Raw genomic sequence first — 21,571 nt, 5'->3', positions numbered from 1 at the left:
CTGCTTTACTGGAGATCATGGGCGAGCGTTGGCAGGATCGGTTCCGTGCGGCCAGGATGAGTCTCCCGTCGTGGGCACGGGAAGCCCCGGATCACTCGCTGTTCCGCAGCAATGCCAGCGGCACGTGGGAGATCTACGCCTGGGACCGGACGAGCGGTGAGCAGCGCCAGGTGACCAAGCGGCACCAGGGCACGATGTCCGGCGTCCTCGACCCGACCGGCGAGTGGATCTGGTGGTTCGACGACACCGACGGCGACGAGTTCGGCGTGTGGCGCCGGCAGCCCTTCGGGGGTGGTGACGACGAGGAGGCCGTCCCCGGCCTCCCCCCGTCTTATGAGGGCGGGCTCGCGCTCGGCGCGTCGGGCAGGGCGCTGGTCGGCCGGTCCACCGACGAGGGATTCAGCGTGCACGCCGCGACCGCCGGTCCGGACGCCACCCCGCCGCGCACCGTCTACCAGCACCGCCAGGAGGGCTGGCTCGCCGCCCTCTCCCGGGACGAGTCGCTGTTCGCCATCGCGCACAGCGAGCACGGTGACAGTCGCCACATGGCCGTGCGGGTGCTGCGCCTCGGTCCCGGCGGCGACGGTGCCACCGTGGCCGACCTGTGGGACGGCCCCCGGCTCGGCCTGGCCCCCGTCGCCTTCGCTCCCCACGATCACCGGCTGCTCGTGCTGCACGAACGCCGCGGCCGGACCGAACCGCTCATCTGGGATCCGGTCACCGGCACCGAACGCGACATCCCGCTCGACCTGCCCGGCGAGCTGTCGGCCAGCTGGTACCCCGACGGCCGTTCACTGCTGATCTGCCAGGACCACCAGGCGCGGTCCCAGCTCTACCGCTACGACCTCGCCACCGGCGATCTCGTTTCGCTGGAGATCCCGCGCGGCCTGGTGGCGGCGGCCGCGGCCCGCCCGGACGGCACCGTGGAGTACGCCTGGTCGAGTTCGGCCCGGCCACCGGTCATCCGTGACACCGCCGGCGCCGTGGTCCGCACCCCGCCGGGTGCGGCGGCGCCCGCATCGGTGCCGGTGACCGACGCCACCGTCCCCGGCCGCGGCGGTGACATCCACGCGCTGGTCAGCACCCCGGAGGGGGGCGCCGCCCCCTATCCGACGGTCTTCGTGGTGCACGGCGGGCCGCAGGCCCAGGACTTCGACTCCTTCGCCCCGGACGTCGCCGCATGGGTGGATCACGGGTTCGCCGTGGTGCGGGTGAACTACCGCGGGTCCACCGGTTACGGCAGCGCCTGGCGCGACGCGCTGGAGGGCCGGGTGGGGCTCACCGAACTGGAGGACATCAAGGCGGTCCGCGACTGGGCGGTGCACACCGGCCTCGCCGACCCCGACCGTCTGGTTCTGGAGGGCGGCTCCTGGGGCGGCTATCTGACGCTGCTCGGCCTGGGGCTGTACCCGGGCGACTGGGCCGCCGGCATCGCGGCGGTCCCGGTCGCCGATTACGTGGCCGCCTATCAGGACGAGATGGAGGCGCTGCGCGCCTTCGACCGCTCGTTGTTCGGCGGATCACCCGACGAGGTGCCCGAGCGCTACCGGCAGTCGTCGCCGATCAGCTACGTGGAACAGGTCGCCGCGCCGGTGCTCATCCTCGCGGGCGAGAACGATCCGCGCTGCCCCATCCGCCAGATCGACAACTACGTCGCCCGGCTCGCCGAACTCGGCAAGCCGCACGAGGTGTACCGGTTCGACGCCGGGCACGGCTCCTACGTGGTGGAGGAACGCATCCGGCACATGGCGGCCGAGCTCGACTTCGCGCTCAGAAACACCGGCGTCCAGATGAAGGAGTCCCCTCCCACGCACACGTGACCGTGGGCGGGCAACCACGCTACCTGTGGGTGGCGGAACTGCTGCGTAAGCCCATCCTCAGCGGGGAGCTGCCGGCCGGTAGCCGGCTGCCCTCGCGGGCCCAGCTCGCCCGGCACTACGACGTCAGCGAGCAGGTGTCCCGGCACGCCCTGCGGCTGCTGGTCACCGAGGGGCTGGTCGAGAGCCGGCCGGGCTCGGGATACTACGTGCGCGGGGCCCGGGAGTCCGTCCGGTTCCCGCGGACCGACCGCTCGTCCGGCTCCGGCGTGCGCCCGCTGGACGAGGAGTACATCGGCACGGTGACCATGCCCGCGTGCGAGCAGCTGGCCCGCCGCCTGCTGATCCGGGAGGGCGAGCCCCTCTATCGCACCCGCTACGTCGGCCGGACGGACGGCACCCCGGTCGCGGTGCACTCCTCATGGGAGCCGACGCTGATCACGCACAACACCACCCGCACCCCGCAGGACGCCCGCCCGGACACCAGTGTGCTGGACCGGCTGGCGGGGGCGGGCGTCGTCGTGGACCGGGTGGTCGAGGAGGTCTCGGTCCGCCCGCTGCGCGAACCCGAGGCCGAGCTCCTGCAGATGACACCCGGCCTCACGGTGCTGGTGGTGGAGCGAACGCACTTCACCGGTCAGCGTCCCGTCGAGACCTCGGACCTGGTCGCCTCGGTCGACCGTTGCCGGCTGCTGTACCGCCTCAGCCTGTCCCGGAGCCAGCGGTAGCGCACCCCGTGCCGGACCACGCGCCCGCGCCGAAGGCCGCGCCCTCTTCCCCGGCCATCGCGTAGGCGCCCGCCTCAAGCCGGCCGATGAGCCGACGCGTCCACTCGGCGCCGCCCCGCGCCGTGTCGACCCACAGGCCGTACAGCTCCGGCACGTGGGGCGGCGTCTCCCGGGCACGGGAGCGGTCCAGCATCGCGGACAGCCGCCCGAGCGTCGCCTCCAGCTCGTCGAGCCGATGCCGAAGGAGTGCGATCGCCTCGGCGCGCGGCAGCGCGGGCAGCATCGCGAGACCGGCCCCGAGGACGTCCGGCCGGTGGTCCGCGCTGCTGAGGGCGTCGCGCAGCAGCCGAAGGAACTCCGCTTCGCCCTCGCCCGTCAGCTCGTAGACCGTCCGGCCGGGCGCGGAGTCGCCCGGTTCGGCGCCGGCCCGCAGCTTGCCCTCCTTGGTGAGCTGCTTCAGCGCGTGGTAGATCGAGCCCCATTTGACGTTGGCCCAGTGCTCGGCGCCCCAGGACAGCAGCTCGCGGCCCACCAGGTACCCGTGCGCCCGCCCCTGCCCGCGTACCACACCCAGCACCAGCAGCCGCGTCGCCGACATCGTCTCCCCTACTCCGCTGTCCACGCCCTCCCGTACCGCCACGGATCCCCGGCGGCACAAGAAGCGCCGGGCGCCGGGACCCGTCATCCCGACCCTAGATCCCGGGCGGTCGACACCGCCTCAAGCGCGCCTCATCGGTCGCGGACGGCCGGCCGGGTCACCCGGTGCCCGAGGAGCGGGAACGCACCAGCGCCTCGACGCCGTCCAGCATCCGCTGCAGGCCGAACTCGAAGTCGTCCCCGGGTTCCTCGTAGACGCCGGAGCTCCAGAACCGGACGAGGGTCGGGTAACGACCGGGTTCGATGAGCTTGTCGAGCAGCGGGGCGCGCTCGGCGAGCCACCGTTCGTCGGCGACGCCGGTGCGCCTCTCCACCTGCGCCGCCTCGATCGAGGCGCGCGCGACCCCCCGCACGTACCCGTCGACCGCGTTGAGCAGGGCCACGACCTCGCGGTCGGTCAGCCCGACACCGGTGAGCGCGGAAAGCGCGGACTCCGTCCGGGCCACGTCATTGGGCCCGAAACCGGGGTGGCTGGTGGCGACCTGGAGCACCCACGGATGGCGGTGGTAGCGCGCCCACGCCTCCCGGGCCGACGCCTCCACCTTGGCCCGCCAGTCCCCGGGGACCTCGCCGAGCGGCGGCGACTCCCCCGCCACCGCGTCCAGCATGATGTCGAGCAGCTCCGCCTTCCCCGGCACGTAGGTGTAGAGCGACATCGTGCCGACGCCGAGCCGCCGCGCGACGCGGCGCATCGACAGCGCGGCGATGCCCTCCGTGTCGGCCACCTGGATCGCCGCCGTCACGATCCGCTCGACGGTCAGCCGCGGTTTGGGGCCCCGGCTGGGCTGTTCGCGGGTCCCCCACAACAGCTCCATGCTGCGCACCGGGTCACCGCTGCCGCTGTACTCGGTCGTCATACCGCTATTCTGGCCCGGCCGAAAATCCGGTACGGCGTACGGTGTAGTGTCAGAAATACTCCGTACGGCATACTAAGTTCGGGCGCGGAGCCGGATTCGGCACGTCAGTCGGTACCGCCCCGGCGCCCACATCCCCACGAACGTCCGGCTCGGGCCCGCCCCGAGACGGTGGGCCGGCCCCCGTGATCGCCGGGCGGCCCGAGTCACGGACCGCGGCGGCACCCACCGTGCGGCGGCTCGCCGCCTGTTGTCCGTCCGTCGCCGCGACGGCTGCGTCCGCCACGGCGGTCGGGCGGCTGCGGCGTCCCCGGGAGGACGGATCCCGGGGACGCCGCCCGAACACGGCGCGGTGGTCCTCCCGAAGGGGAGGACCACCGCGCCGATGATGCCGAAGGGCCGTCGCCGGCCTGCCGCAGAGATCAGGCCCCGGTGAACTCCTGGGCCACCACCTCAGCGATCTGGGCCGTGTTCAGCGCCGCCCCCTTGCGCAGGTTGTCACCGCACAGGAAGAGGTCGAGGGAACGCGGGTCGTCGATCGAACGGCGGATCCGGCCGACCCACGTGGGGTCGGTCCCCACCACGTCGGCCGGCGTCGGGAACTCGGCGTTGGCCGGGTCGTCCTGGACCACCACGCCCGGCGCCGCGGCGAGCAGTTCCCGCGCGGCCGAGGCGTCGACCTCGCGCTCGAACGTGGCGTGCACGGCGAGCGCGTGCGTGGTGATCACCGGCACTCGCACGCAGGTGGCGGAGACCCGCAGGTCCGGCAGCCCGAGGATCTTACGGGACTCGTTGCGGACCTTGAGCTCCTCCGAGGACCAGCCGTCGTCCTTGAGGGAACCCGCCCACGGCACCACGTTCATGGCCAGCGGGGCGGGGAACGGGCCCAGCTCGCCCACGGCGGCGCGGACGTCACCCGCCCGCTCGCCGAGCGTGCGGTCGCCGCCGACCTTCTCGATCTGGTCGCGGAGCGTGTCGATGCCCTCCTGGCCCGCACCGGAGGCGGCCTGGTAGGAGGCGACCACCAGCTCGCTCAGGCCGTACGCACGGTGCAGCGCGCCCAGCGCGACGATCATCGACAGCGTGGTGCAGTTCGGGTTGCTGATGATGCCCCGGGGCCGGTCCCGGGTCTTCTCGGCGTTGACCTCGGGCACCACCAGCGGGACGTCGGGATCCATGCGGAACGCGCCGGAGTTGTCCACGGCGACCGCGCCGCGAGCGGCGGCGATGGGCGCCCACTCCTTGGAGACCTCGTCGGGCACGTCGAACATGGCGACGTCCACGCCGTCGAAGACCTCGGGGGCCAGCGCCTGGACCTCCACCTCCTCACCGCGGACGGTGAGCCGGCGCCCGGCCGATCGCGGCGAAGCCACCAGGCGGATCTCCCCCCACACGTTCTTTCTGGTGGACAGGATGTCCAGCATCACGGTGCCCACGGCGCCGGTCGCACCGACGACGGCCAGGGTGGGAAGTCGCTCGCTCATCGTCCGGTACCTCCGTACACGACCGCCTCGACCTGGTCGGCATCGAGCTCGAACTCGCTGTGCGCGGCCGCGACCGCGGTGTCCACGTCGTCCTGCGCGACGATGACCGAGAGCCGGATCTCCGAGGTGGAGATCATCTCGATGTTGATGCCGTTGCGGGCGATGGCGTCGAAGAACCGCGCGGTGACGCCCGGGTAGGAGCGCATGCCGGCGCCCACCAGGGAGACCTTGCCGATCTGGTCGTCGTAGCGCAGCGACTCGAAGCCGACCTTCTCCTGCACCTTCTTCAGCGCGGCCAGCGCGGTCTGCCCGGAGTTGGCCGGCAGCGTGAAGGAGATGTCGGTGCGCGCGGTGGAGGCCGCCGACACGTTCTGCACGATCATGTCGATGTTGATCTCGGCCTCGGCGAGGACCGTGAAGAGCGTCGCGGCCTCGCCGACCTGGTCCGGCACCCCCACCACGGTGATCTTGGCCTCGCTCCGGTCATGCGCGACCCCGGAGATGATCGGTTGTTCCATGCCTTCGGTTTCCTCAACTTCCGAGACGACCCAGGTTCCGGGCTTCTGACTGAACGACGAGCGGACGTGCAGCGGGATGTTGTACCGCCGCGCGTACTCCACGCAGCGCAGGTGCAGGATCTTGCTGCCGCAGGCCGCCAGCTCCAGCATCTCCTCGTAGGAGATCTTGGGGATGCGGCGGGCCGTGGGGACGATCCGCGGGTCGGCGGTGAACACGCCGTCGACGTCGCTGTAGATCTCGCAGGCGTCGGCGTCCAGCGCGGCGGCGAGCGCCACGGCCGTGGTGTCCGAGCCGCCGCGTCCCAGCGTGGTGATGTCCTTGCTGTCCTGCGAAACGCCCTGGAAGCCGGCGACGATGCAGATGGCGCCGTCGTCGAGCGCCTCCCGGATGCGGCCCGGCGTGACGTCGATGATCTTGGCGTTGCCGTGCAGGGAGGTCGTGATGACCCCGGCCTGGGAGCCGGTGAACGAGCGTGCCTCGTACCCGAGGTTGCCGACGGCCATCGCGACCAGCGCCATCGACATCCGCTCGCCCGCGGTCAGCAGCATGTCGAGCTCACGGCCGGGGGGCAGCGGCGTGACCTGCTCGGCGAGGTCGAGGAGTTCGTCCGTGGTGTCGCCCATCGCCGAGACGACCACGACGACGTCGTATCCCGCTTTTTTCTGGGCGACGATCCGTTGGGCGACCCGCTTGATGGCTTCCGCGTCGGCAACGGAAGACCCACCGTACTTCTGCACGATTAGAGCCACGGTCGGCGCTCCTGAGGATGTGGGATCAAGGCAATCAACCAGAAGTGTAGCGATTCGGTTTCGGCGGCAGCCGTGCCACCTGCGGCGGAGGCCACCGGAGCGGATGCTTACCCCGGACGGCCACGGCTATCCACGACCGCCGGAAAAGGGCCGTCAGCTCGCCGAACGTCGCGGGCGGGCCCGAACGAAACCGCGGCGGGACGGCGAACCGGGCAGGGGTGTGCGGCCGGCCCTCGGCTCCGCGACGGCCCGGCCGGTCCGGACGGCGGTCAGAACTCCAGGCTGCGGCGGCCCTCGAAGGCGCGGCCCAGCGTGACTTCGTCGGCGTACTCCAGGTCGCCGCCGACGGGCAGCCCGCTGGCCAGGCGGGTGACCTTAAGGCCCATGGGTTTGACCAGGCGGGCCAGGTAGGTGGCGGTCGCCTCGCCCTCCAGGTTGGGGTCGGTGGCGAGGATCAGCTCGGTGACCTGACCGTCGGAGAGCCGCGTCATCAGCTCGCGGATGCGCAGGTCGTCGGGGCCGACACCCTCAATGGGGCTGATGGCGCCGCCCAGGACGTGGTAACGGCCGCGGAACTCGCGGGTCCGCTCGATGGCCACGACGTCCTTCGACTCCTCGACCACGCAGATCACGGCCGCGTCCCGCCGGGGGTCGCGGCAGATACGACACCGCTCCTCCTCCGCGACGTTGCCGCAGACGGCGCAGAACCGCACGCGCTCCTTGACCTCGGTGAGCGCGTGCACCAGCCGTTTGACGTCGGCGGTCTCGGCGGCGAGCAGGTGGAAGGCGATGCGTTGCGCGCTCTTCGGACCGACGCCGGGCAGCCGCCCGAGCTCGTCGATCAGGTTCTGGACCGCACCCTCGTACATCGCCTACCTACTCTGGTGTCTCTCGTCACCCTCCACGGTAGTGGAGGCGGCTCGCCGGCCGGTTCCACGCGGGCGCCCGCCGCCGGGCGCCCGCCCTTGCGGGCGGCGCCGGTGACCGTGGGGCGACGGCGCCCGGCCGGTCTAGAAGCCGGGCAGGCCGGGCAGTCCGCCCGGGCCGCCGCCCAGGCCCTCGGCCAGCGGGCCCATCTTCTCCTGCTGGAGCTTCTCGACCTCGCGCTCGGCGTCGCGGATGGCCGCGAGCACCAGGTCGGCGATCGTCTGCACGCTGTCGGCGAGGTCGTCGGTGTCGACGGCCTTGACGTCGATCGAGATGTCGACCACCTGGCCGCGCCCGCTCACCGTGGCGGAGACCAGGCCGCCGCCCGAGGTACCGGTCACCTTCGTCTCGTCCAGCTCCTGCTGGGCCGCGAGCAGCTGCTGCTGCATCTGCTGCGCCTGCTGCAGGATCGCCTGCATGTCCATTCCACCGCCAGGGTTCATGGCGCCTCTCCTTGCCCGTGTTGCCGGTGACTACGGCACTCCGTGCTGTCGAGCGTAGTCGGTCACGGCGCACCTCCCCCACCACGGCCTGGACCGCCCGGGCCCGGCCGTCTTTGGGAGACCCGGGTGACGGGCGGCTACCCGTTGTGGTCGATCTCCTCGATGATCTTGCCGCCGAGTTCGCTTTCGATCAGCGAGAAACCGGATGGCGCCGGGGCGTCGTCGGCGTCGAGGTCGTTCTCGGGGTCCGGGACGTCGGGTTCCGGCTCCGGCGGCGGAGCAGGATGGGGGGAGCGGGAATCGCCGTGGGCGGGCGGGGGCGGCGCGGCGGGGCGCTGCGGTCCGGAGTCGTCTCGCGGTGGTTCCGCGGGCTCGGCGCGGGTGGCCGCCGAGCGGGAATCGGCCGGGCGTGGGCTCTCGGCCCACCCCGAGGGCTCGGAAGGCGGCGAAGCGGGCCGCTGCGGCGCCGGCGGCGTGGCGCCGTTCCGGGCGACGGCCGCCACCCGGACCTCGACGCCGAGCACCTGCTGGATGGCGGCCTGGACCACCTGGTCGCTGCCGCTGTTGGAGAAGCCCTTGGCGTCGTTGGCCCGCGCGAAGCCGAGCTGGACGGTGGCGCCGTCCATCCCGACCACCTGGACGTCGTTGCCGGTGAGGATCATCCAGGTGAAGCGGCGGCGGCGTTTGACCGCCTCCAGCACCTGCGGCCAGGCTGCGTGGATGGCACCGGCCTCGGCCCTGCCGCCCCCGGCGGGCGCGGCGGCCGGCTGGGGCGCCGATGGCTGCGGCTCCGGCCGTGGAGCGGATCCCGCTCCGGCCTGTCCCGGGCGGGCGGCGTCCGGCCAGTCGTCGGCGGCGGGCCCGGGCCGGGGCTCGGGGTCGGGCCGCCGCACCGGAGGCGGCGCGGGGTCGGCGGGGCGCGGAGGGGGACCGGGGTCGGGCGCCGGTGGCACATCGGCCGCCGGAACCGCGGGGGCGTGCCGCGGGACAGGCGGTTGCGGAGCCGCCACGGGGCCGGCCGCGACCCGCCGTTCCAGTTGCTCCAGGCGGGCCAGCATCGCCGGGCCCTCGCCAGCGGTGTCGGTACCGGGCAGCAGCACCCGGGCGCACAGCAGCTCCAGGAGCAGCCGTGGCGCGGTCGCACCACGCATTTCGGTCAGTCCGGAGTTCAGGATGTCGGCCGCCCGGGTGAGCGTGGCCGGGCCGAGCCGTTCCGCCTGCTCGCGCATGTGCTCCACGGCGTCCGGCGGAACGTTGATCAGCCCCTTGTCCAAAGCGTCCGGAACCGCGGCGAGCACCACGAGGTCGCGGGTGCGCTCCAGGAGGTCGGCGGTGAACCGCCGCGGGTCGTGACCTCCCTCGACCACCCGGTCGATGAGCCCGAACACGGCCGCACCGTCCCGGGCCCCGAGGGCGTCGATCATCTCACTGAGCAGCCCGGAGTCGGTGTACCCGAGCAGGGCCACCGCCCCCTCGCGGGTGATGCCGTGCTCGTCGGAACCGGCGAGCAACTGGTCGAGGATGGACAGCGAATCCCGCGCCGAACCGGCACCGGCCCGCACCACCAGCGGCAGCGCGGCGGGGTCGAAGGGCACCTTCTCCTCGGTGAGGATCTGCTCCATCAGTTCGCGCAGCGTGCTCGGCGGGATCAGCCGGAAGGGGTAGTGGTGGGTCCGGGACCGGATCGTCCCGATGACCTTCTCGGGCTCGGTGGTGGCGAAGACGAACTTCAGGTGCGGCGGCGGCTCCTCGACGAGTTTCAGCAGCGCGTTGAACCCCTCGCGGGTCACCATGTGCGCCTCGTCGATGATGTAGACCTTGTAGCGCGAGTTCACCGGCGCGAAGAACGCGCGTTCCCGCAGGTCACGGGCGTCGTCCACGCCACCGTGCGAGGCGGCGTCGATCTCGATGACGTCGATGCTGCCGGCCCCGTCGGGCGCGAGCGCCACGCAGGAGTCGCACACCCCGCACGGATCGGGCGTGGGCCCCTTCTCACAGTTCAGCGACCGCGCCAGGATGCGTGCGCTCGATGTCTTACCGCACCCCCGGGGCCCGCTGAACAGGTAGGCGTGATTGATCCGCCCGTTGCGCAGCGCCTGGCGCAACGGCTCGGTGACGTGCTCCTGACCGCGCACCTCGGCGAACGTCGCCGGCCGGTACTTGCGATACAGCGCGATGCTCACGGCGCGCTCACTGCTCCCTCCGCGGACCGACCCCGGTGTCCACGCCCCCATTCAACCCCGTACGAAGGACAGCGCGCGCCACCTTCCCCCTGGTCCCCGAAAAACAAGGGACCCCCCGCGCACCCGCCAGAGCTTACTTATCCTTGCTGCCTTCCGGCCCTGGGGAGGTTCGTAAGATGACGCCACACGAGGGGTCTGCGTGCCAGTGTAGCCGCTGCCCGGACCGTCCCGAAACCGTTCGAACCACAGCGCGCCGCCCTGTACAGTTGGTCGCGGAGGATTCGCCTAGTGGCCTAGGGCGCACGCTTGGAAAGCGTGTTGGGGGCAACCCCTCACGAGTTCGAATCTCGTATCCTCCGCTGGCACTGACCAGGCAGAACGTAGCCCCCGACCGGAGTCCGGTCGGGGGCTACGTCGTTCTCCGGTCTCAGTTTTAGTCTCAGTCGGTCTTTTCCGCGGGCTGATCGTCGCCGTCCGGCGCCTTCCAGCTGAGCCCGCCGACTCGATCGGCCACGTCGGTGCGGACCTCCAGGTCCTGATGCCGTTCCGGCGTCCCGCGATATGGGGCCAGGAAGTCGGTCAGGATGGCGAGCATGTCCTGTGGGGCTTCCTCGGCTGGGTAATGTCCGCAGTCGGGAAGGACGATGGCGGTGACGTCTTCGGCGGCCGGTGCCAGGCTGCTGCCGACCAGTTCGCCCACGGAACGGGCGCCGGCGATGGTCAGCACGGGCATCGTGAGCTTTCGTTGCCGGCGCCGGTGGTTCTGCTCAATGGTGGTGTCGATCGCGCGGTAGACCTCGAAACTGGCGCGCAGCGCGTCGCGGTCGCAAGCCAGGGTCTCGACGTAGAGGTCGACCGCGTGCCGCGGCAACGGCCGAGCCGCTTTGGTCGCGAACTGGTGCCCGAAGAACAGTCGTTCCCGGCCTTCGACGAGGTGCTCGTTCAGCGAGCCGAGTCGGTTGAACCCGAAGTGCCACAGTCGGTCGATGGTCTCCTGTGGCGCGAAGAGCGGTGGAGAGGGGGCCAGGCCGGGGATCACGGCTTCGGCGAGCGCCAGGCGGTCCAGGCGCTCCGGATGGTCTGCGGCCAGCGCGTAGCCGGTCCACATGCCGACGTCGTGCCCGACCATCGCGAAACGATCGTGGCCCAGCGCGCTCATCAGGCCCACCATGTCGGCGGCGAGGGTTCCGGTGTCGTAGCCGTCGTCCGGTTTTCCGGACAGGCCCACGCCCCGAGGGTCAGGGGCGACGATCGAGAAATCCCGTGCCAGCGCGGGCATCAGCTCGCGCCACGCGTACCAGGTCTGCGGCCAGCCAGCGAGCAACAACAACGGCGGTCCGTCGCCGCCGGTCACGGCGTGCAGGCGCAGGTCGCCGACGTGCACCCAGCGGCTGCGGAACGTGTCGGTGAAAGCGTCGGACAGCCCGGGGGCGCCGCGCACCGAGCCGCGGCCCGCGGGCTCGGCCGGGGTGTTCTCTTGGTCTGTCATAGCACGTCCTTCCAGATCGTGGCTGACGGCTGATTCGGTCAGGGCCGGCTGCCCGGCCGGTTGTCGTGGAGCGAGTGAACGTGGTGGCCAGGGCGATCGCACCGACGCCGACGGCCAGCAGGAGCGTCGCGACGTTCTGATCGATCACTTGGTCGAGGAGGCCGAGGGCGAGCGGCGGGCCGATCGTTCCCGCATAGGCGGCCAGAAAGCAGGACGCGAACCGGCGAGCACGTACACCGAGGCCACAAGCCGGAAACCCCGCTTCGCGCGCCTGGAGACGGCAGCTGACGCGTCATCGACAACGGACATGCGTCGACCGTAGGTCATCTTTGACCGATCAGTCCATGATTCTTGTACCGTTCGTTCCAAGAAGTAGGTAGGCTCACACCGAGTCGGCGAGGACGGGAGGCACGGCGTGTCGGGCCGCAAGCAGTTCGATGTCGACGAAGCCGTGGACAAGGCCATGGCGGTGTTCTGGCAGCGTGGATACGCCGACGCCTCGCTCGATGTGCTCGGCACGGCCACCGGCCTCGGCCGGGGCTCCCTCTACGGTGCTTTCGGCAGCAAGGACGAGCTGTTCCGCCGGGCGCTGGACCGCTATTCCGCGACGTACGGCGCCCGTTACGAGCACGCGCTCACCGCACACCCTGGCGACCCGGTCCGCGCCATCGAAGCGTTCTTCGAAGTCATCCTGGCCAGGATCGACGACCCTGCCGTACCGAAGGGATGCCTCATCGCCCAATCGGCGGCTCAGGCGGCCGTGCTGACCTCCAACAGCGCCGCCCACGTCCGCGGCCTGCTCGACCTCCAGCACGCGCGGATCCGGGCCGCGCTCGACGATCCGCACGCCGATCCAGCGATGCTCGACGACCTCGCCACCTACATCGTCGCGGTCAACCAGGCCCTCGCCGTGCTCAGCCGCGCCGGCGCATCGGACGCCGAACTGCGGGCCGTGGCGCGTCTCGCCTGCGAGACCGTAGCGAATCGGCTCATTCCCGCCGACTGACACGGCCACCTGCTCCCAGGCGCTGCGGATCGCGCACCTCGTCACGGACCGGACGAGCCACCGACTCGATCGACCGACTCCGCATGCCGACGACTCACCTTGACACGCAAGTGACCACTTGCCTATAACTGGCCATGTGGACGCGAACCCCGACCTGTTCAAGGCCATCGGCGACGCGACGCGCCGCGCCATCTTGGACGAGCTGACCGACAAGGACGGTCAGACGCTGTTCGAGATCTGCGGACGGCTCACCATGAAGCACGGCCTGTCCTCCACGCGCCAGGCCATATCGCAGCACCTCGCGGTGCTCGAACAGGCCGGCCTGGTGCATACCCGGCGGCAGGGCCGGTACAAGTTCCACCACATCGACACGAGCCCGCTGCGCTCGATCGCCGAGCGGTGGCCCACACACCGAGAGGAACCGAACCCGTGATCCGTATCAACATCACCAGCGTGTACGTCGACGACCAGGCCAAGGCGCTCGCCTTCTACACGGAGAAACTCGGCTTCATCAAGAAGACCGACGTTCCCGCCGGCGGTGCCCGCTGGCTCACCGTGGTCTCCCCCGCCGCCCCGGACGGCGTCGAGCTCCTGCTGGAACCGACCGGCCACCCGGCGGCGCGCTCGTTCAAGGAGGCGCTGGTCGCGGACGGCATCCCGTTCACCCAGTTCGCCGTCGACGACGTGTACGCCGAGGTGGAGCGGCTGAAGGGCCTGGGAGTCGAGTTCACCCAGGACGCGACCGACATGGGTCCGGTGGTCACCGCCGTCTTCGACGACACCTGCGGCAACCTGATCCAGATCGCCGCCATGAAGTAGTCGCCCGCTCCTCGGCGAACATGGGGACCGGGTCGCCGCGCCAGCGGGCGTCGGTCCTCGGCGGCCCGAAGAGCGCCTCACTCCACCTCGTACCCCGGCGGTTCCAGCGCTCGTGTCCACTGTTCCTCGCCGACCGCGGCGCGGATGTGGTCGCGGGCCGCCTCCGCCAAGTGGCGGGCTCGGGTGGCGTTCGGGGTGCGGAGGCGGCCGGCGTGTTTCAGGACGCGGCCGTTGACCATCACCGTGTCGACCTCCGCGCGGGTCGCCTGGAAGACGATCTGGTGGTGGGGGTCGCTGAGCGGGACCATCGACGGGGTGTCGGTGCGGAGCAGGACCAGGTCGGCGAGTTTTCCGGGGGTGATGGATCCCAGGCGGTCGCCCAGGCCCAGGGCGTCGGCGCCGGCCTGGGTGGCCTGGTGGACGACGTCTTCGGTCCGCAGATCGTTGTTGATGACGGTGCGGCCCGCGCGGTGGGCCATCAGGTGGCCCATGGCGCGGTCGGCGTTGAGGGCGGCCCGCATGGCGGCGAACATGTCGGCGCTCCACCACACGCTGGTGTCCGTGGAGAGCGAGACGGGGATGCCGTGCGCCCGGACGCGGCCGGTGGGCGGGTACCCCTGGCCAGCGTTGAGCTCGCTCTCGGGGGCGATCGACACGTTGCCGCCGCTGTCGGCGATCATCCGGTACGACTCGTCGGCGAGCGACGCGGCGTGCACGTAGGTGTTGGTGGGCAGCAGGCAACCGTTGTCGTGCAGGTTCTTGATCGCGACGTCGCGCGGATGGCCCCACACACCGGCGTGCAGCGTCACCGGGAGGTCGCGGTCCCGCGCGAACTCCCACGCGGGGCCTTCGGGGAACGCCGGGTCGGAGCCGCCGCCGTCCCAGGCGAGCTGCAGTGTCACCAGCCGGTCCCGGGACGGGAACCGCTCACGGAGCAACCGGTCGACGTCGCCGCCGGTCACCCAGTCCTGCGGAGCGGCGAAGATGTTGCCGTAGGCGAGCCGCGCGCGGCCGCCGGAGTCGACGAGGGCGTCCACGGCGGCGTCGGCGTGGTCCGGTGTGCGCAGGCCGTGCGACCAGTCGAGGCTCGTCGTCACACCGCTGTCGATGGCCTCCACCATGGACAGGTAGTTGCCGGCGTACACGTCCTCGGGCCGCCAGTGCCGCGCCCACTCCTGGTAGATCCAGTGCAGGTAGTTGTGGAGGGTCCACTCGGCTCCGACCCCGCGAAGCACGGTCTGCCACATGTGGCGGTGGGTGTCGATCATGCCGGGCATCAGGATCGAGCCGCGCGCGTGGATGACGGCGGCGTCGTCGGGGACGCTCAGGTTCCGGCCGACGGCGCGGATGACCGGGCCCGCGACCAGTACGTCGGTCTCCGGCCGCACTCCGAGGACCGGATCGCCCGTGACGACGGTCGCGCCGCGGAACACGACGGCCCGTCCGTCGTCGAAGGATGGAGCCGGAGCCGGGGCCTGCGGTCGGGCTTCTGTCGTGCTGCCGGGTCTCGGAGGCCACCCGCCGTCTGCGTCATGCGGTGCGGGGGCGGCTGAGGGGGCGTCGTTCCACACGTGCCGCTCCGGGGCGTCGGTCCGCGGTCGTCCGGGACCACGGGGGTGGTGCCGGACCCCGCGGCTGCGCACCCGACGGGGCTCGGCCGGGGACTCCGCAAAGCTAACATGTGACTGCACTTACAACCACTGTCGCGGCAGTTACTTCCATCAAAGTTCTCCCGTGGCGGCCTCCCCGACAACCCTCCCAGACGGGACACCGGAAATCACCGGCCGCCAAACCGCCCTTTTTCATGAAACATCCCAGTGACCGGCTACCAGCCCGGCGAACCGACGCCGACCGAAATACTTGGCGATATTCAAAGATCGGTGAAGATTTCTGAAGAAGTGCGGACCCCCCAGCGACACACCCCATCGAACATCATTTGACCTGCACAGATGCCATAAACAACGCTGAACATCATTGAATCAGCACAAGGTTCTTTGTGCCCCACGACCATCACTTACCACCCTTCCGCCTCCGATCCCGAACTCCTCGGATTTTGATTACAGATGCGGGTAACTTAGAGAAAATCTCCTCCCCGGAAGGGCCCATCCGGCTGGCACGGCGCACATTGCGTCGCGACCGCTGCCGCGCCAAGCCGGGCCGCCGCCCCCGGGGAGGCCATGTCCCGGGACGTGTACGCCAGAACCGACATCGATCCGCCGAGGAACGCACGCAATGCCCCCTGTCGAACGCCGCCCTCTCCCCCGCGCGACGCGGCCGCACGCCGTGCACGGCTCCCGCCCGTCCGGGGTCGCCGACCCGGTCCGGGACGCGTCCCGGACCGCGCACCGTGCGGAGCACTGAACCGTGGGCGAGAATCCGCAACGCGACCTCGCCATGCCGCCGACGCCGCACTCCGCGCACTGCCGGTGCTGCCCGTCCCTCGCCGTCTCACGGGACGCCCAGCACCTGGCCATCCTGCTGTGCCGCATGCTCGCCCATCCGGCCGGCACCGACGAGGCGGTCCGCGTCCTGGCGGAGGCCAACATCGCCCACCCGGGTCTCATCGCCGCCGTGACCACGGCCGTCGACTATCGCCAGCTCCCGGACCCCCGCGCGGCCGAGGGCGTCGCGGAGCTGCGCTTCATCGCCCGCCGCCTGCGCCGGCGTACCGGCGACGTCCCGTACGAGAAGCTCTCCTCCTACGTGCAGGGAGCCCCTTCGGCCGGCTCCCTGCACGGGGTCACCAACCCGGGGAAGGACGCCCGGAAGCTCCCGTCCTGGAAGACTCTGGAGGGTTTCGTCACCGCCTGCCTGATCGCCCTGCTCCTCGACGCGCACGGCCCCGCCGGCCGGGCCTACATCGCCCAGTGGAAGGCCGCGTGGATCGCGATCGGGGACACCACCGACTCACGCCGCTGAGCAGGGTCATGCCGGGCCGAGGTGACCGGCCCGCCGTCCCGTGCACCAACGTGTCCCTCGGCCGCGTCGCGCGGAGGGACGCCGCCATCGGCGTGGACGCGACGACGGCCCCAGGCATGTGCACGGAATCCGTGCCGGCAGAGGGCACGGCGATGCCCCCGGGAATGAGAAACGGGCGTTCACCCAGGTGAACGCCCGTCGCTGGCGGTGGAGGTGGGATTTGAACCCACGGAAGGTTGCCCTTCACTCGCTTTCGAGGCGAGCGCCCTCGGCCGCTAGGCGACTCCACCGGGAGTCACTCTACCGGAGACGGCGGCGTGCGAAGAACCGGATAAGCACCTCACCGCAGGCGGTCGCGAGGTCGGGGGCGACCAGGTCCGGGGGGATCACCTCGGGGCGGTGGTTCAGGCGGCGGTCGCGGACCACGTCCCACAGGGAGCCCACCGCTCCGGCCTTGGTGTCGCGGGCGCCGTAGACGAGCCGGTCGATGCGGGCCAGCACGATCGCTCCGGCGCACATCGTGCAGGGTTCCAGCGTGACGGCCAGCGTGCAGCCGGTCAGCCGCCACTCTCCCACGTGCGCCGCGGCCGCGCGCAGGGCCACGATCTCGGCGTGCGCGGTCGGGTCGCCGGTGGCCTCCCGTTCGTTGCGGCCGGTGCCGATGACGGTGCCGGACGCGTCCAGGACCACCGCGCCGACCGGAACGTCGCCGGTGGCCTCCGTCGTGCGGGCCTGCTCCAGGGCCAGCCGCAGCGCGGCGTCGTGCCCGGCCCGGGTTCCCGGGGAGGTCATGGCCGCCGCGGTCACCCCCTCAGCGTGTCGAGCGATTCGGCGAAGCCCGCCCGTTCGGCCAGAATCGCGAGCGCGTCGGCCGGCAGCACCCCTTCGCGGTGGGTGAGCGTCAGAAGATCCGCGCCGGGGGTACCGAGTTCGGCGAGCACCTCCGGGTCGCCCACCGGCTCGGGATACGGTGTCTGCCCGGTCCCCTCGACGTCCTCCGCGACGTCGGGGTCGGCGGTCTCCAGCAGCAGCGCCACCACCGGATAGCCGTGCACCACCCTGCGGTCGGAGAGGAAGACCCGGGGGTCGGCGTGGTCGTCGACCCGCACGATCCCGAACCATTCGTCATCGGCCTCCAGCACCAGCAGCATGGTGCCGGCGACCGCGGCGGGGTCCCACGACCCGACGACGTCGCGCATGAGATCCGCGACGTCGTCGATACCGCCGACATCCGCCAGGTCGACCTCGGTCCCCCTCCATTCGCCGTCGGAGTGGGAGAAGACCGCTGAGAAGATCGACACCGTGGCTTCCCGTCCTCTCTTCGGGGCGTCAGGCGGGGGGAGTCCCGCGCCGTTCCTGCTAGCCCATTGCGTCCAGTGCCCGCTGGAATGCCTGCTGGAACCCGAGCCGTTCCGAGATGCTCGCCAGCACCTCGTCCGGGTAGAGGTCGAGGTCGCCCGCGAGCGCGCCGAGCTCCATCTCGTCCAGCCCCAGGTCGGCCAGGATCGACAGGTCGCCGGCCGGCAGCACCTGGTCGAGGTCCTCGTCCTCGGGTACGTCGATGTCAAGGTACTCCAGGACCTGGCGCGCCACCGGCCAGTCGACGGAGGCGGTGACGTCGGAGAGGAAGAGACTGACATCGTCGCGGCCGTACACCCGCGCGACGATGAAGAAGTCGTCGCCGATCGCCACCAGGCCGATGGCCCCGCTGATGCTCGGCTGCTGCCGCAGGGCGTGCAGTAGCCCCTTGAGGTCCTCCGTCAGGGCGACCGGGAGCAGGTCGACGTCCCAGTAGTCCTCTTCGCGATAGGCGACGGCGGCGAAGTCGCTGGAGCCGTCGTCATCGTCTTCGAGTCCCGTCATCGTCACCCCGCCCGGATGGATCTGGCCGGGCCAGGATCGCAGATCGTTCGGGGTCGCGTCACCGTAACGGCCGCTCTCGCCCGTGACTCGGTCTCCCCAGGGGGACCCGTCTCCGTGATAGAAGTCCGCGCTCACACGTCCTATTAGAACGGACGCCCCGTCCTGAACAGAACGCGATCGCGAAGTTCGTCGTCGTTCGCACCCGCCGCATTCCCACCGGGGTGACGCGGGGCGACACCTTCCGGACGGCCGCTCATCGCAAAGCCGCTGGTCGTGTACGCGCAGCGCTACACCCCGATCGCACTGGGTGAACAAATCGTGCTTTCCTTCGAAAGCTGGAATTCGCCGCACCCGCGTGCGACACATCGGCCGGGGTCCGCCCGCCGCACCGCTCCCGGGCGCACCCCCAGGACCGGGCCGACCCCGGACGCGGGCCCGCCGTTAGACTCGGCGCCGGAATTCACCCCGTTTCCCCAGCTCATCAGAGAGTGTGTCCTTGTGATGGAGATCCACGTCGTCGACCACCCGCTGGTCGCGCACAAGCTCACCACGCTGCGCGACGTGCGCACCGACTCCCCGACGTTCCGCCGGCTGACCGACGAGCTGGTCACCCTGCTCGCCTACGAGGCCACGCGGGACGTGCGGGTCGCCGACGTCACGGTGGAGACCCCGGTGGCCCCGGCCCCCGGCGTGCAACTGACGCGGCCGACCCCGCTCGTCATCCCGATCCTGCGCGCCGGGCTGGGCATGCTGGACGGCATGACCCGGTTGCTGCCGACCGCCGAGGTCGGCTTCCTCGGCATGGCCCGCGACGAGCGGACCCTCCAACCGGCGACCTACGCCGACCGCCTGCCGCAGGACCTCTCCGGGCGGCAGTGCTACGTCCTCGACCCGATGCTGGCGACCGGGGGCACGCTCGCCGCGTCGATGCGGCTGCTGGTGGAGCGCGGGGCGGACCACATCACCGCCATCTGCCTGCTCGCCGCCCCGGAGGGCCTGCGCGCGGTCGAGAAGCGGCTCGCCGAGAGCCTCGGCGACGACAACGGCGCCACCCTGCGCGTCGTCACGGCGGCCGTGGACGAGCGGCTGAACGAGCACGGGTTCATCGTCCCCGGCCTGGGCGACGCCGGTGACCGGCTGTACGGGTGCGTGTGACGGCACGGAACCTCGCCCCTCCAGCGCCCGGTCGGTCCACCGACCGGGCGCTGTCGCGTTACCGCAGGTCAGCCGGTGTGTTATGGAGGCGGAACGGCCCGTCGCGATTACCGGTAAATACATGTCCGGATTGCAACGATCACCGGAACAGCACCGCACCATCTTGTCACGAAACGGACCCTTGCGACATTTTTTTGTGCGAGCCGAATTCGTCCCGAGATGAAGATGTGACACATTAGAGTGATCCTGGTTGCAGGCGCCCCCTAACTCCGCTCCACAACCCGACCGAAACAGCCCACGACCGAACACCGCCGCCCCCGGTTTTCCTACGGCCCGTATCCCCCGTCGCCCTCCCCTCCAGCAGCCCGCCGCTCCTCGCCCTCGCCACCCGCAGTGGGGACCGGGCCCGCGCTCCCATGTACGTCCAACGCCCCGAGGAGTGACATGTCCCAGAACACCGACGTCGCACCACGCGAGCTCTCCTCCGTGATCCGACGGCTGCGGACCGAGTTCGAGGGCGTCCATCGCGAGGAGACGGTCCAGCGGTGCGTACAGGCCGCGCGGCAGGGTGCCCTGGAGGTCACCGGGAGCGCGACCGCCGACCTGGTCGAGCGGATCGCCCGCCAGCACCTGCGGGTACTCGCGCTGGCCTTCGCCGAGAACGGATGACCCCTTCCCGCCACACAGCACGGCACACCACCGTGATCAGCGCCACACCCCCCTGAACTGGGGCGGCACGCCGATATCGGGCTGTCGTCTTTACGAAGACGATTCCCGATGCCACAATCAGCATGGGTTAGTGGGTCAGTTGCATTCTTGGGGAGTCGATCATGGCGAAGTTGAAACAATGGCTGAAATATGCGCTTATCGCCTTCGTCGCCTTCTATCTACTCACTCAGCCCGAATCCGCTGCGGGTGTCATCCAGGCCGGCCTCGGCGGCCTGATGTCCGCCGCCGATTCCCTGTCCCGCTTCGTCAACGCGGTCGCGGTCTGACCAGGTCATGCCCAGCATGAAGCTCGTCACCCCGGGCGATGCCGCACCCGCGTCCGTCAACCGGTACCTGCTGCCGCACGAGCAGCAGGTCATCACCATCCGCCGGCATCCCGCGATCCTGCTGGGGCCGGTCGGCCTGGTGCTGGGCAGTCTGATCTTCGCCGGAATCCTCAGCAACACGACCATCGCGGCCAACGCCACCGCGCTCGCCGTGATCTGGTGGGTCTGGTTGCTGGTCCTCGTCTGGTTCGTCTGGCGGGTCGCCGAGTGGTCCGTCGACTACTTCGTGATCACCTCGGCGCGACTGCTGGCCACCAACGGCCTGATCACCCGTCAGGTGAACATGATGCCGCTGGGCAAGGTGACCGACATGCGGTTCGAACGGTCGCTCATGGGCCGGCTGCTCGGATACGGCACGTTCGTCATGGAGTCCGCGGGTCAGGACCAGGCCCTCAGCCGGATCAACTTCGTTCCCTACCCCGAACAGCTTTACCTGGAGGTCGTGGGTCTCATCTTCCCCGGGGACGGGTGACGCACACGACATCCGCGATCTCACGAGAGAGGAAGCGCCCGCCTGAGCGGGCGCTTTTCGTTGTTCCGGCCTGACGGCGCGGCGGGATATCAACGACCTTAAAGTGGAATTTAGTTGACTCAAAGGTGAACGGAAGGTTAACTTAGCGTCTGACAACGTCAACAAAGGGGGTGCCGCCATGGCTCGCAAGCTGAGCGAGGCGCCGCAGTCCACCCGCTCCGCTCCATCCCGCCGTCGGCGCACACCCGCCTTCCGCCGTGGCGCCGCCCGCGTCCCGGTCCGCCCGGTCGCCTCGGAGCCCCGCCCGGTGGCCGCGCCGACACCGCAACCGTCCGAGCTCGACCGCCCGCTGCTGTCCTGGGTGCTGACCACCGGCCCCGACGGCCGTACCCGCCCCGAGGCGCACTGGAGCTGACGGCCACGACCGAACGG

At 70.9% G+C, this 21,571-nt stretch carries 24 protein-coding genes, 2 tRNA genes and 1 other RNA gene; 13 read left to right on the top strand and 14 right to left on the bottom strand.

Annotated features, from left to right (window positions below; genetic code table 11):
* Positions 1-17: 17 nt before the first annotated feature.
* Together ACFQRF_RS09630 and ACFQRF_RS09625 are read left to right on the top strand one after the other, a co-directional pair.
* Positions 18-1,820 (top strand): S9 family peptidase, encoded by a 1,803-nt coding sequence (locus tag ACFQRF_RS09630; protein ID WP_379870600.1) that lies wholly within the window; start codon positions 18-20, stop codon positions 1,818-1,820.
* A gap of 2 nt (positions 1,821-1,822) precedes the next feature.
* The gene (locus tag ACFQRF_RS09625; RefSeq protein WP_379870598.1) at positions 1,823-2,545 is read left to right on the top strand and encodes a GntR family transcriptional regulator; all 723 of its coding nucleotides are present in this window, start codon (positions 1,823-1,825) and stop codon (positions 2,543-2,545) included.
* Here the strand turns inward: ACFQRF_RS09625 and ACFQRF_RS09620 are convergent.
* The 8 genes from ACFQRF_RS09620 to ffs form a co-directional block, all read right to left on the bottom strand.
* Positions 2,520-3,185 (bottom strand): PadR family transcriptional regulator, encoded by a 666-nt coding sequence (locus ACFQRF_RS09620; protein WP_379870596.1) that lies wholly within the window; start codon positions 3,183-3,185, stop codon positions 2,520-2,522. The two genes, ACFQRF_RS09625 and ACFQRF_RS09620, sit on opposite strands and share 26 nt — an antisense overlap.
* A gap of 115 nt (positions 3,186-3,300) precedes the next feature.
* Entirely contained in the window at positions 3,301-4,059 is a 759-nt protein-coding gene (locus tag ACFQRF_RS09615; RefSeq protein WP_379870594.1) for a TetR/AcrR family transcriptional regulator, read from the bottom strand.
* Between the two features lie 419 nt (positions 4,060-4,478).
* Positions 4,479-5,540: an aspartate-semialdehyde dehydrogenase gene (locus tag ACFQRF_RS09610; protein ID WP_379870592.1), complete on the bottom strand. Its 1,062-nt coding sequence runs from the start codon at positions 5,538-5,540 to the stop codon at positions 4,479-4,481.
* Positions 5,537-6,808, bottom strand: a complete 1,272-nt coding sequence (locus ACFQRF_RS09605; protein ID WP_379870590.1) for an aspartate kinase — start codon at positions 6,806-6,808, stop codon at positions 5,537-5,539. The genes ACFQRF_RS09610 and ACFQRF_RS09605 overlap by 4 nt, the downstream gene beginning before the upstream one ends.
* A gap of 269 nt (positions 6,809-7,077) precedes the next feature.
* Positions 7,078-7,677 carry a recombination mediator RecR gene (gene recR / locus ACFQRF_RS09600; protein WP_379870589.1) on the bottom strand — a complete coding sequence of 200 codons (600 nt, stop codon included), beginning with the start codon at positions 7,675-7,677 and terminating at the stop codon, positions 7,078-7,080.
* Between the two features lie 141 nt (positions 7,678-7,818).
* Entirely contained in the window at positions 7,819-8,160 is a 342-nt protein-coding gene (locus tag ACFQRF_RS09595; RefSeq protein ID WP_379870994.1) for a YbaB/EbfC family nucleoid-associated protein, read from the bottom strand.
* 155 nt (positions 8,161-8,315) lie between these two features.
* Positions 8,316-10,361, bottom strand: coding sequence for a DNA polymerase III subunit gamma and tau (locus tag ACFQRF_RS09590; protein ID WP_379870587.1), 2,046 nt, complete (start codon positions 10,359-10,361; stop codon positions 8,316-8,318).
* A gap of 103 nt (positions 10,362-10,464) precedes the next feature.
* Positions 10,465-10,560, bottom strand: an RNA gene (gene ffs, locus ACFQRF_RS09585) — signal recognition particle sRNA small type.
* Between the two features lie 75 nt (positions 10,561-10,635).
* Between ffs and ACFQRF_RS09580 the strand changes: the two genes are divergently transcribed.
* Positions 10,636-10,720 (top strand) — tRNA-Ser (locus tag ACFQRF_RS09580).
* Positions 10,721-10,800: 80 nt separating this feature from the next.
* On the opposite strand, the gene ACFQRF_RS09575 is transcribed toward ACFQRF_RS09580, so the two are convergent.
* Positions 10,801-11,850: an alpha/beta fold hydrolase gene (locus tag ACFQRF_RS09575; RefSeq protein ID WP_379870586.1), complete on the bottom strand. Its 1,050-nt coding sequence runs from the start codon at positions 11,848-11,850 to the stop codon at positions 10,801-10,803.
* A gap of 415 nt (positions 11,851-12,265) precedes the next feature.
* Between ACFQRF_RS09575 and ACFQRF_RS09570 the strand changes: the two genes are divergently transcribed.
* The 3 genes from ACFQRF_RS09570 (at position 12,266) to ACFQRF_RS09560 (ending at position 13,675) form a co-directional block, all read left to right on the top strand.
* Positions 12,266-12,856 (top strand): TetR/AcrR family transcriptional regulator, encoded by a 591-nt coding sequence (locus ACFQRF_RS09570; RefSeq protein WP_379870584.1) that lies wholly within the window; start codon positions 12,266-12,268, stop codon positions 12,854-12,856.
* 136 nt (positions 12,857-12,992) lie between these two features.
* A complete protein-coding gene (locus tag ACFQRF_RS09565) occupies positions 12,993-13,289 on the top strand; it encodes an ArsR/SmtB family transcription factor (protein ID WP_379870582.1) in 297 nt (98 codons plus the stop codon).
* Complete coding sequence (locus ACFQRF_RS09560; RefSeq protein ID WP_379870993.1) at positions 13,289-13,675, top strand: VOC family protein; 387 nt, start codon at positions 13,289-13,291, stop codon at positions 13,673-13,675. Before ACFQRF_RS09565 ends, ACFQRF_RS09560 begins: the two co-directional genes overlap by 1 nt.
* 77 nt (positions 13,676-13,752) lie before the next feature.
* Here the strand turns inward: ACFQRF_RS09560 and ACFQRF_RS09555 are convergent, their stop codons facing one another.
* Positions 13,753-15,108 carry an amidohydrolase family protein gene (locus tag ACFQRF_RS09555; RefSeq protein WP_379870581.1) on the bottom strand — a complete coding sequence of 452 codons (1,356 nt, stop codon included), beginning with the start codon at positions 15,106-15,108 and terminating at the stop codon, positions 13,753-13,755.
* A gap of 799 nt (positions 15,109-15,907) precedes the next feature.
* Here ACFQRF_RS09555 and ACFQRF_RS09550 point away from each other — a divergent pair.
* Positions 15,908-16,036 carry a hypothetical protein gene (locus tag ACFQRF_RS09550; RefSeq protein WP_379870579.1) on the top strand — a complete coding sequence of 43 codons (129 nt, stop codon included), beginning with the start codon at positions 15,908-15,910 and terminating at the stop codon, positions 16,034-16,036.
* A gap of 3 nt (positions 16,037-16,039) precedes the next feature.
* Positions 16,040-16,594 (top strand): hypothetical protein, encoded by a 555-nt coding sequence (locus ACFQRF_RS09545; RefSeq protein WP_379870578.1) that lies wholly within the window; start codon positions 16,040-16,042, stop codon positions 16,592-16,594.
* A gap of 202 nt (positions 16,595-16,796) precedes the next feature.
* On the opposite strand, the gene ACFQRF_RS09540 is transcribed toward ACFQRF_RS09545, so the two are convergent.
* From ACFQRF_RS09540 to ACFQRF_RS09525, 4 genes are all read right to left on the bottom strand, one after another.
* Positions 16,797-16,884: transfer RNA gene (locus ACFQRF_RS09540), tRNA-Ser, on the bottom strand.
* Between the two features lie 10 nt (positions 16,885-16,894).
* Positions 16,895-17,386, bottom strand: a complete 492-nt coding sequence (locus ACFQRF_RS09535; RefSeq protein ID WP_379870576.1) for a nucleoside deaminase — start codon at positions 17,384-17,386, stop codon at positions 16,895-16,897.
* Positions 17,387-17,397: 11 nt separating this feature from the next.
* Positions 17,398-17,895: a tRNA adenosine deaminase-associated protein gene (locus ACFQRF_RS09530; protein ID WP_379870575.1), complete on the bottom strand. Its 498-nt coding sequence runs from the start codon at positions 17,893-17,895 to the stop codon at positions 17,398-17,400.
* A gap of 58 nt (positions 17,896-17,953) precedes the next feature.
* Positions 17,954-18,457, bottom strand: a complete 504-nt coding sequence (locus ACFQRF_RS09525; protein WP_379870574.1) for a tRNA adenosine deaminase-associated protein — start codon at positions 18,455-18,457, stop codon at positions 17,954-17,956.
* 501 nt (positions 18,458-18,958) lie between these two features.
* Between ACFQRF_RS09525 and upp the strand changes: the two genes are divergently transcribed.
* The 5 genes from upp (at position 18,959) to ACFQRF_RS09500 (ending at position 21,554) form a co-directional block, all read left to right on the top strand.
* Entirely contained in the window at positions 18,959-19,612 is a 654-nt protein-coding gene (gene upp, locus ACFQRF_RS09520; protein WP_379870992.1) for a uracil phosphoribosyltransferase, read from the top strand.
* A 444-nt stretch (positions 19,613-20,056) separates the two neighbouring features.
* Positions 20,057-20,281: a hypothetical protein gene (locus ACFQRF_RS09515; protein ID WP_379870572.1), complete on the top strand. Its 225-nt coding sequence runs from the start codon at positions 20,057-20,059 to the stop codon at positions 20,279-20,281.
* A gap of 161 nt (positions 20,282-20,442) precedes the next feature.
* Positions 20,443-20,607, top strand: a complete 165-nt coding sequence (locus ACFQRF_RS09510; protein WP_181874194.1) for a hypothetical protein — start codon at positions 20,443-20,445, stop codon at positions 20,605-20,607.
* 16 nt (positions 20,608-20,623) lie between these two features.
* Entirely contained in the window at positions 20,624-21,139 is a 516-nt protein-coding gene (locus ACFQRF_RS09505) for a PH domain-containing protein (protein ID WP_379870991.1), read from the top strand.
* A 178-nt stretch (positions 21,140-21,317) separates the two neighbouring features.
* On the top strand, positions 21,318-21,554 hold the full coding sequence (locus ACFQRF_RS09500) for a hypothetical protein (protein WP_379870570.1): 237 nt from the start codon (positions 21,318-21,320) through the stop codon (positions 21,552-21,554).
* The last annotated feature ends 17 nt before the right edge of the window (positions 21,555-21,571 follow it).

Source organism: Marinactinospora rubrisoli, assembly GCF_042664915.1.
Taxonomy (GTDB): domain Bacteria; phylum Actinomycetota; class Actinomycetes; order Streptosporangiales; family Streptosporangiaceae; genus Marinitenerispora; species Marinitenerispora rubrisoli.
The sequence above is the reverse complement of the archived record's forward strand: the minus strand, read 5'-3'. Positions and strand labels throughout refer to the sequence as shown.

What these genes read in the sequence shown, in the direction of transcription:
- ACFQRF_RS09595 (WP_379870994.1), bottom strand. Translation starts at nt 8,160, where the DNA reads ATGGACATGCAGGCGATCCTGCAGCAGGCGCAGCAGATGCAGCAGCAG.
- ACFQRF_RS09515 (WP_379870572.1), top strand. Translation starts at nt 20,057, where the DNA reads ATGTCCCAGAACACCGACGTCGCACCACGCGAGCTCTCCTCCGTGATC.
- ACFQRF_RS09535 (WP_379870576.1), bottom strand. Translation starts at nt 17,386, where the DNA reads ATGACCTCCCCGGGAACCCGGGCCGGGCACGACGCCGCGCTGCGGCTG.
- recR (WP_379870589.1), bottom strand. Translation starts at nt 7,677, where the DNA reads ATGTACGAGGGTGCGGTCCAGAACCTGATCGACGAGCTCGGGCGGCTG.
- ACFQRF_RS09615 (WP_379870594.1), bottom strand. Translation starts at nt 4,059, where the DNA reads ATGACGACCGAGTACAGCGGCAGCGGTGACCCGGTGCGCAGCATGGAG.
- ACFQRF_RS09630 (WP_379870600.1), top strand. Translation starts at nt 18, where the DNA reads ATGGGCGAGCGTTGGCAGGATCGGTTCCGTGCGGCCAGGATGAGTCTC.
- ACFQRF_RS09550 (WP_379870579.1), top strand. Translation starts at nt 15,908, where the DNA reads ATGCCCCCTGTCGAACGCCGCCCTCTCCCCCGCGCGACGCGGCCGCAC.
- ACFQRF_RS09610 (WP_379870592.1), bottom strand. Translation starts at nt 5,540, where the DNA reads ATGAGCGAGCGACTTCCCACCCTGGCCGTCGTCGGTGCGACCGGCGCC.
- ACFQRF_RS09575 (WP_379870586.1), bottom strand. Translation starts at nt 11,850, where the DNA reads ATGACAGACCAAGAGAACACCCCGGCCGAGCCCGCGGGCCGCGGCTCG.
- ACFQRF_RS09500 (WP_379870570.1), top strand. Translation starts at nt 21,318, where the DNA reads ATGGCTCGCAAGCTGAGCGAGGCGCCGCAGTCCACCCGCTCCGCTCCA.
- ACFQRF_RS09510 (WP_181874194.1), top strand. Translation starts at nt 20,443, where the DNA reads ATGGCGAAGTTGAAACAATGGCTGAAATATGCGCTTATCGCCTTCGTC.
- ACFQRF_RS09525 (WP_379870574.1), bottom strand. Translation starts at nt 18,457, where the DNA reads ATGACGGGACTCGAAGACGATGACGACGGCTCCAGCGACTTCGCCGCC.
- ACFQRF_RS09505 (WP_379870991.1), top strand. Translation starts at nt 20,624, where the DNA reads ATGAAGCTCGTCACCCCGGGCGATGCCGCACCCGCGTCCGTCAACCGG.
- upp (WP_379870992.1), top strand. Translation starts at nt 18,959, where the DNA reads ATGGAGATCCACGTCGTCGACCACCCGCTGGTCGCGCACAAGCTCACC.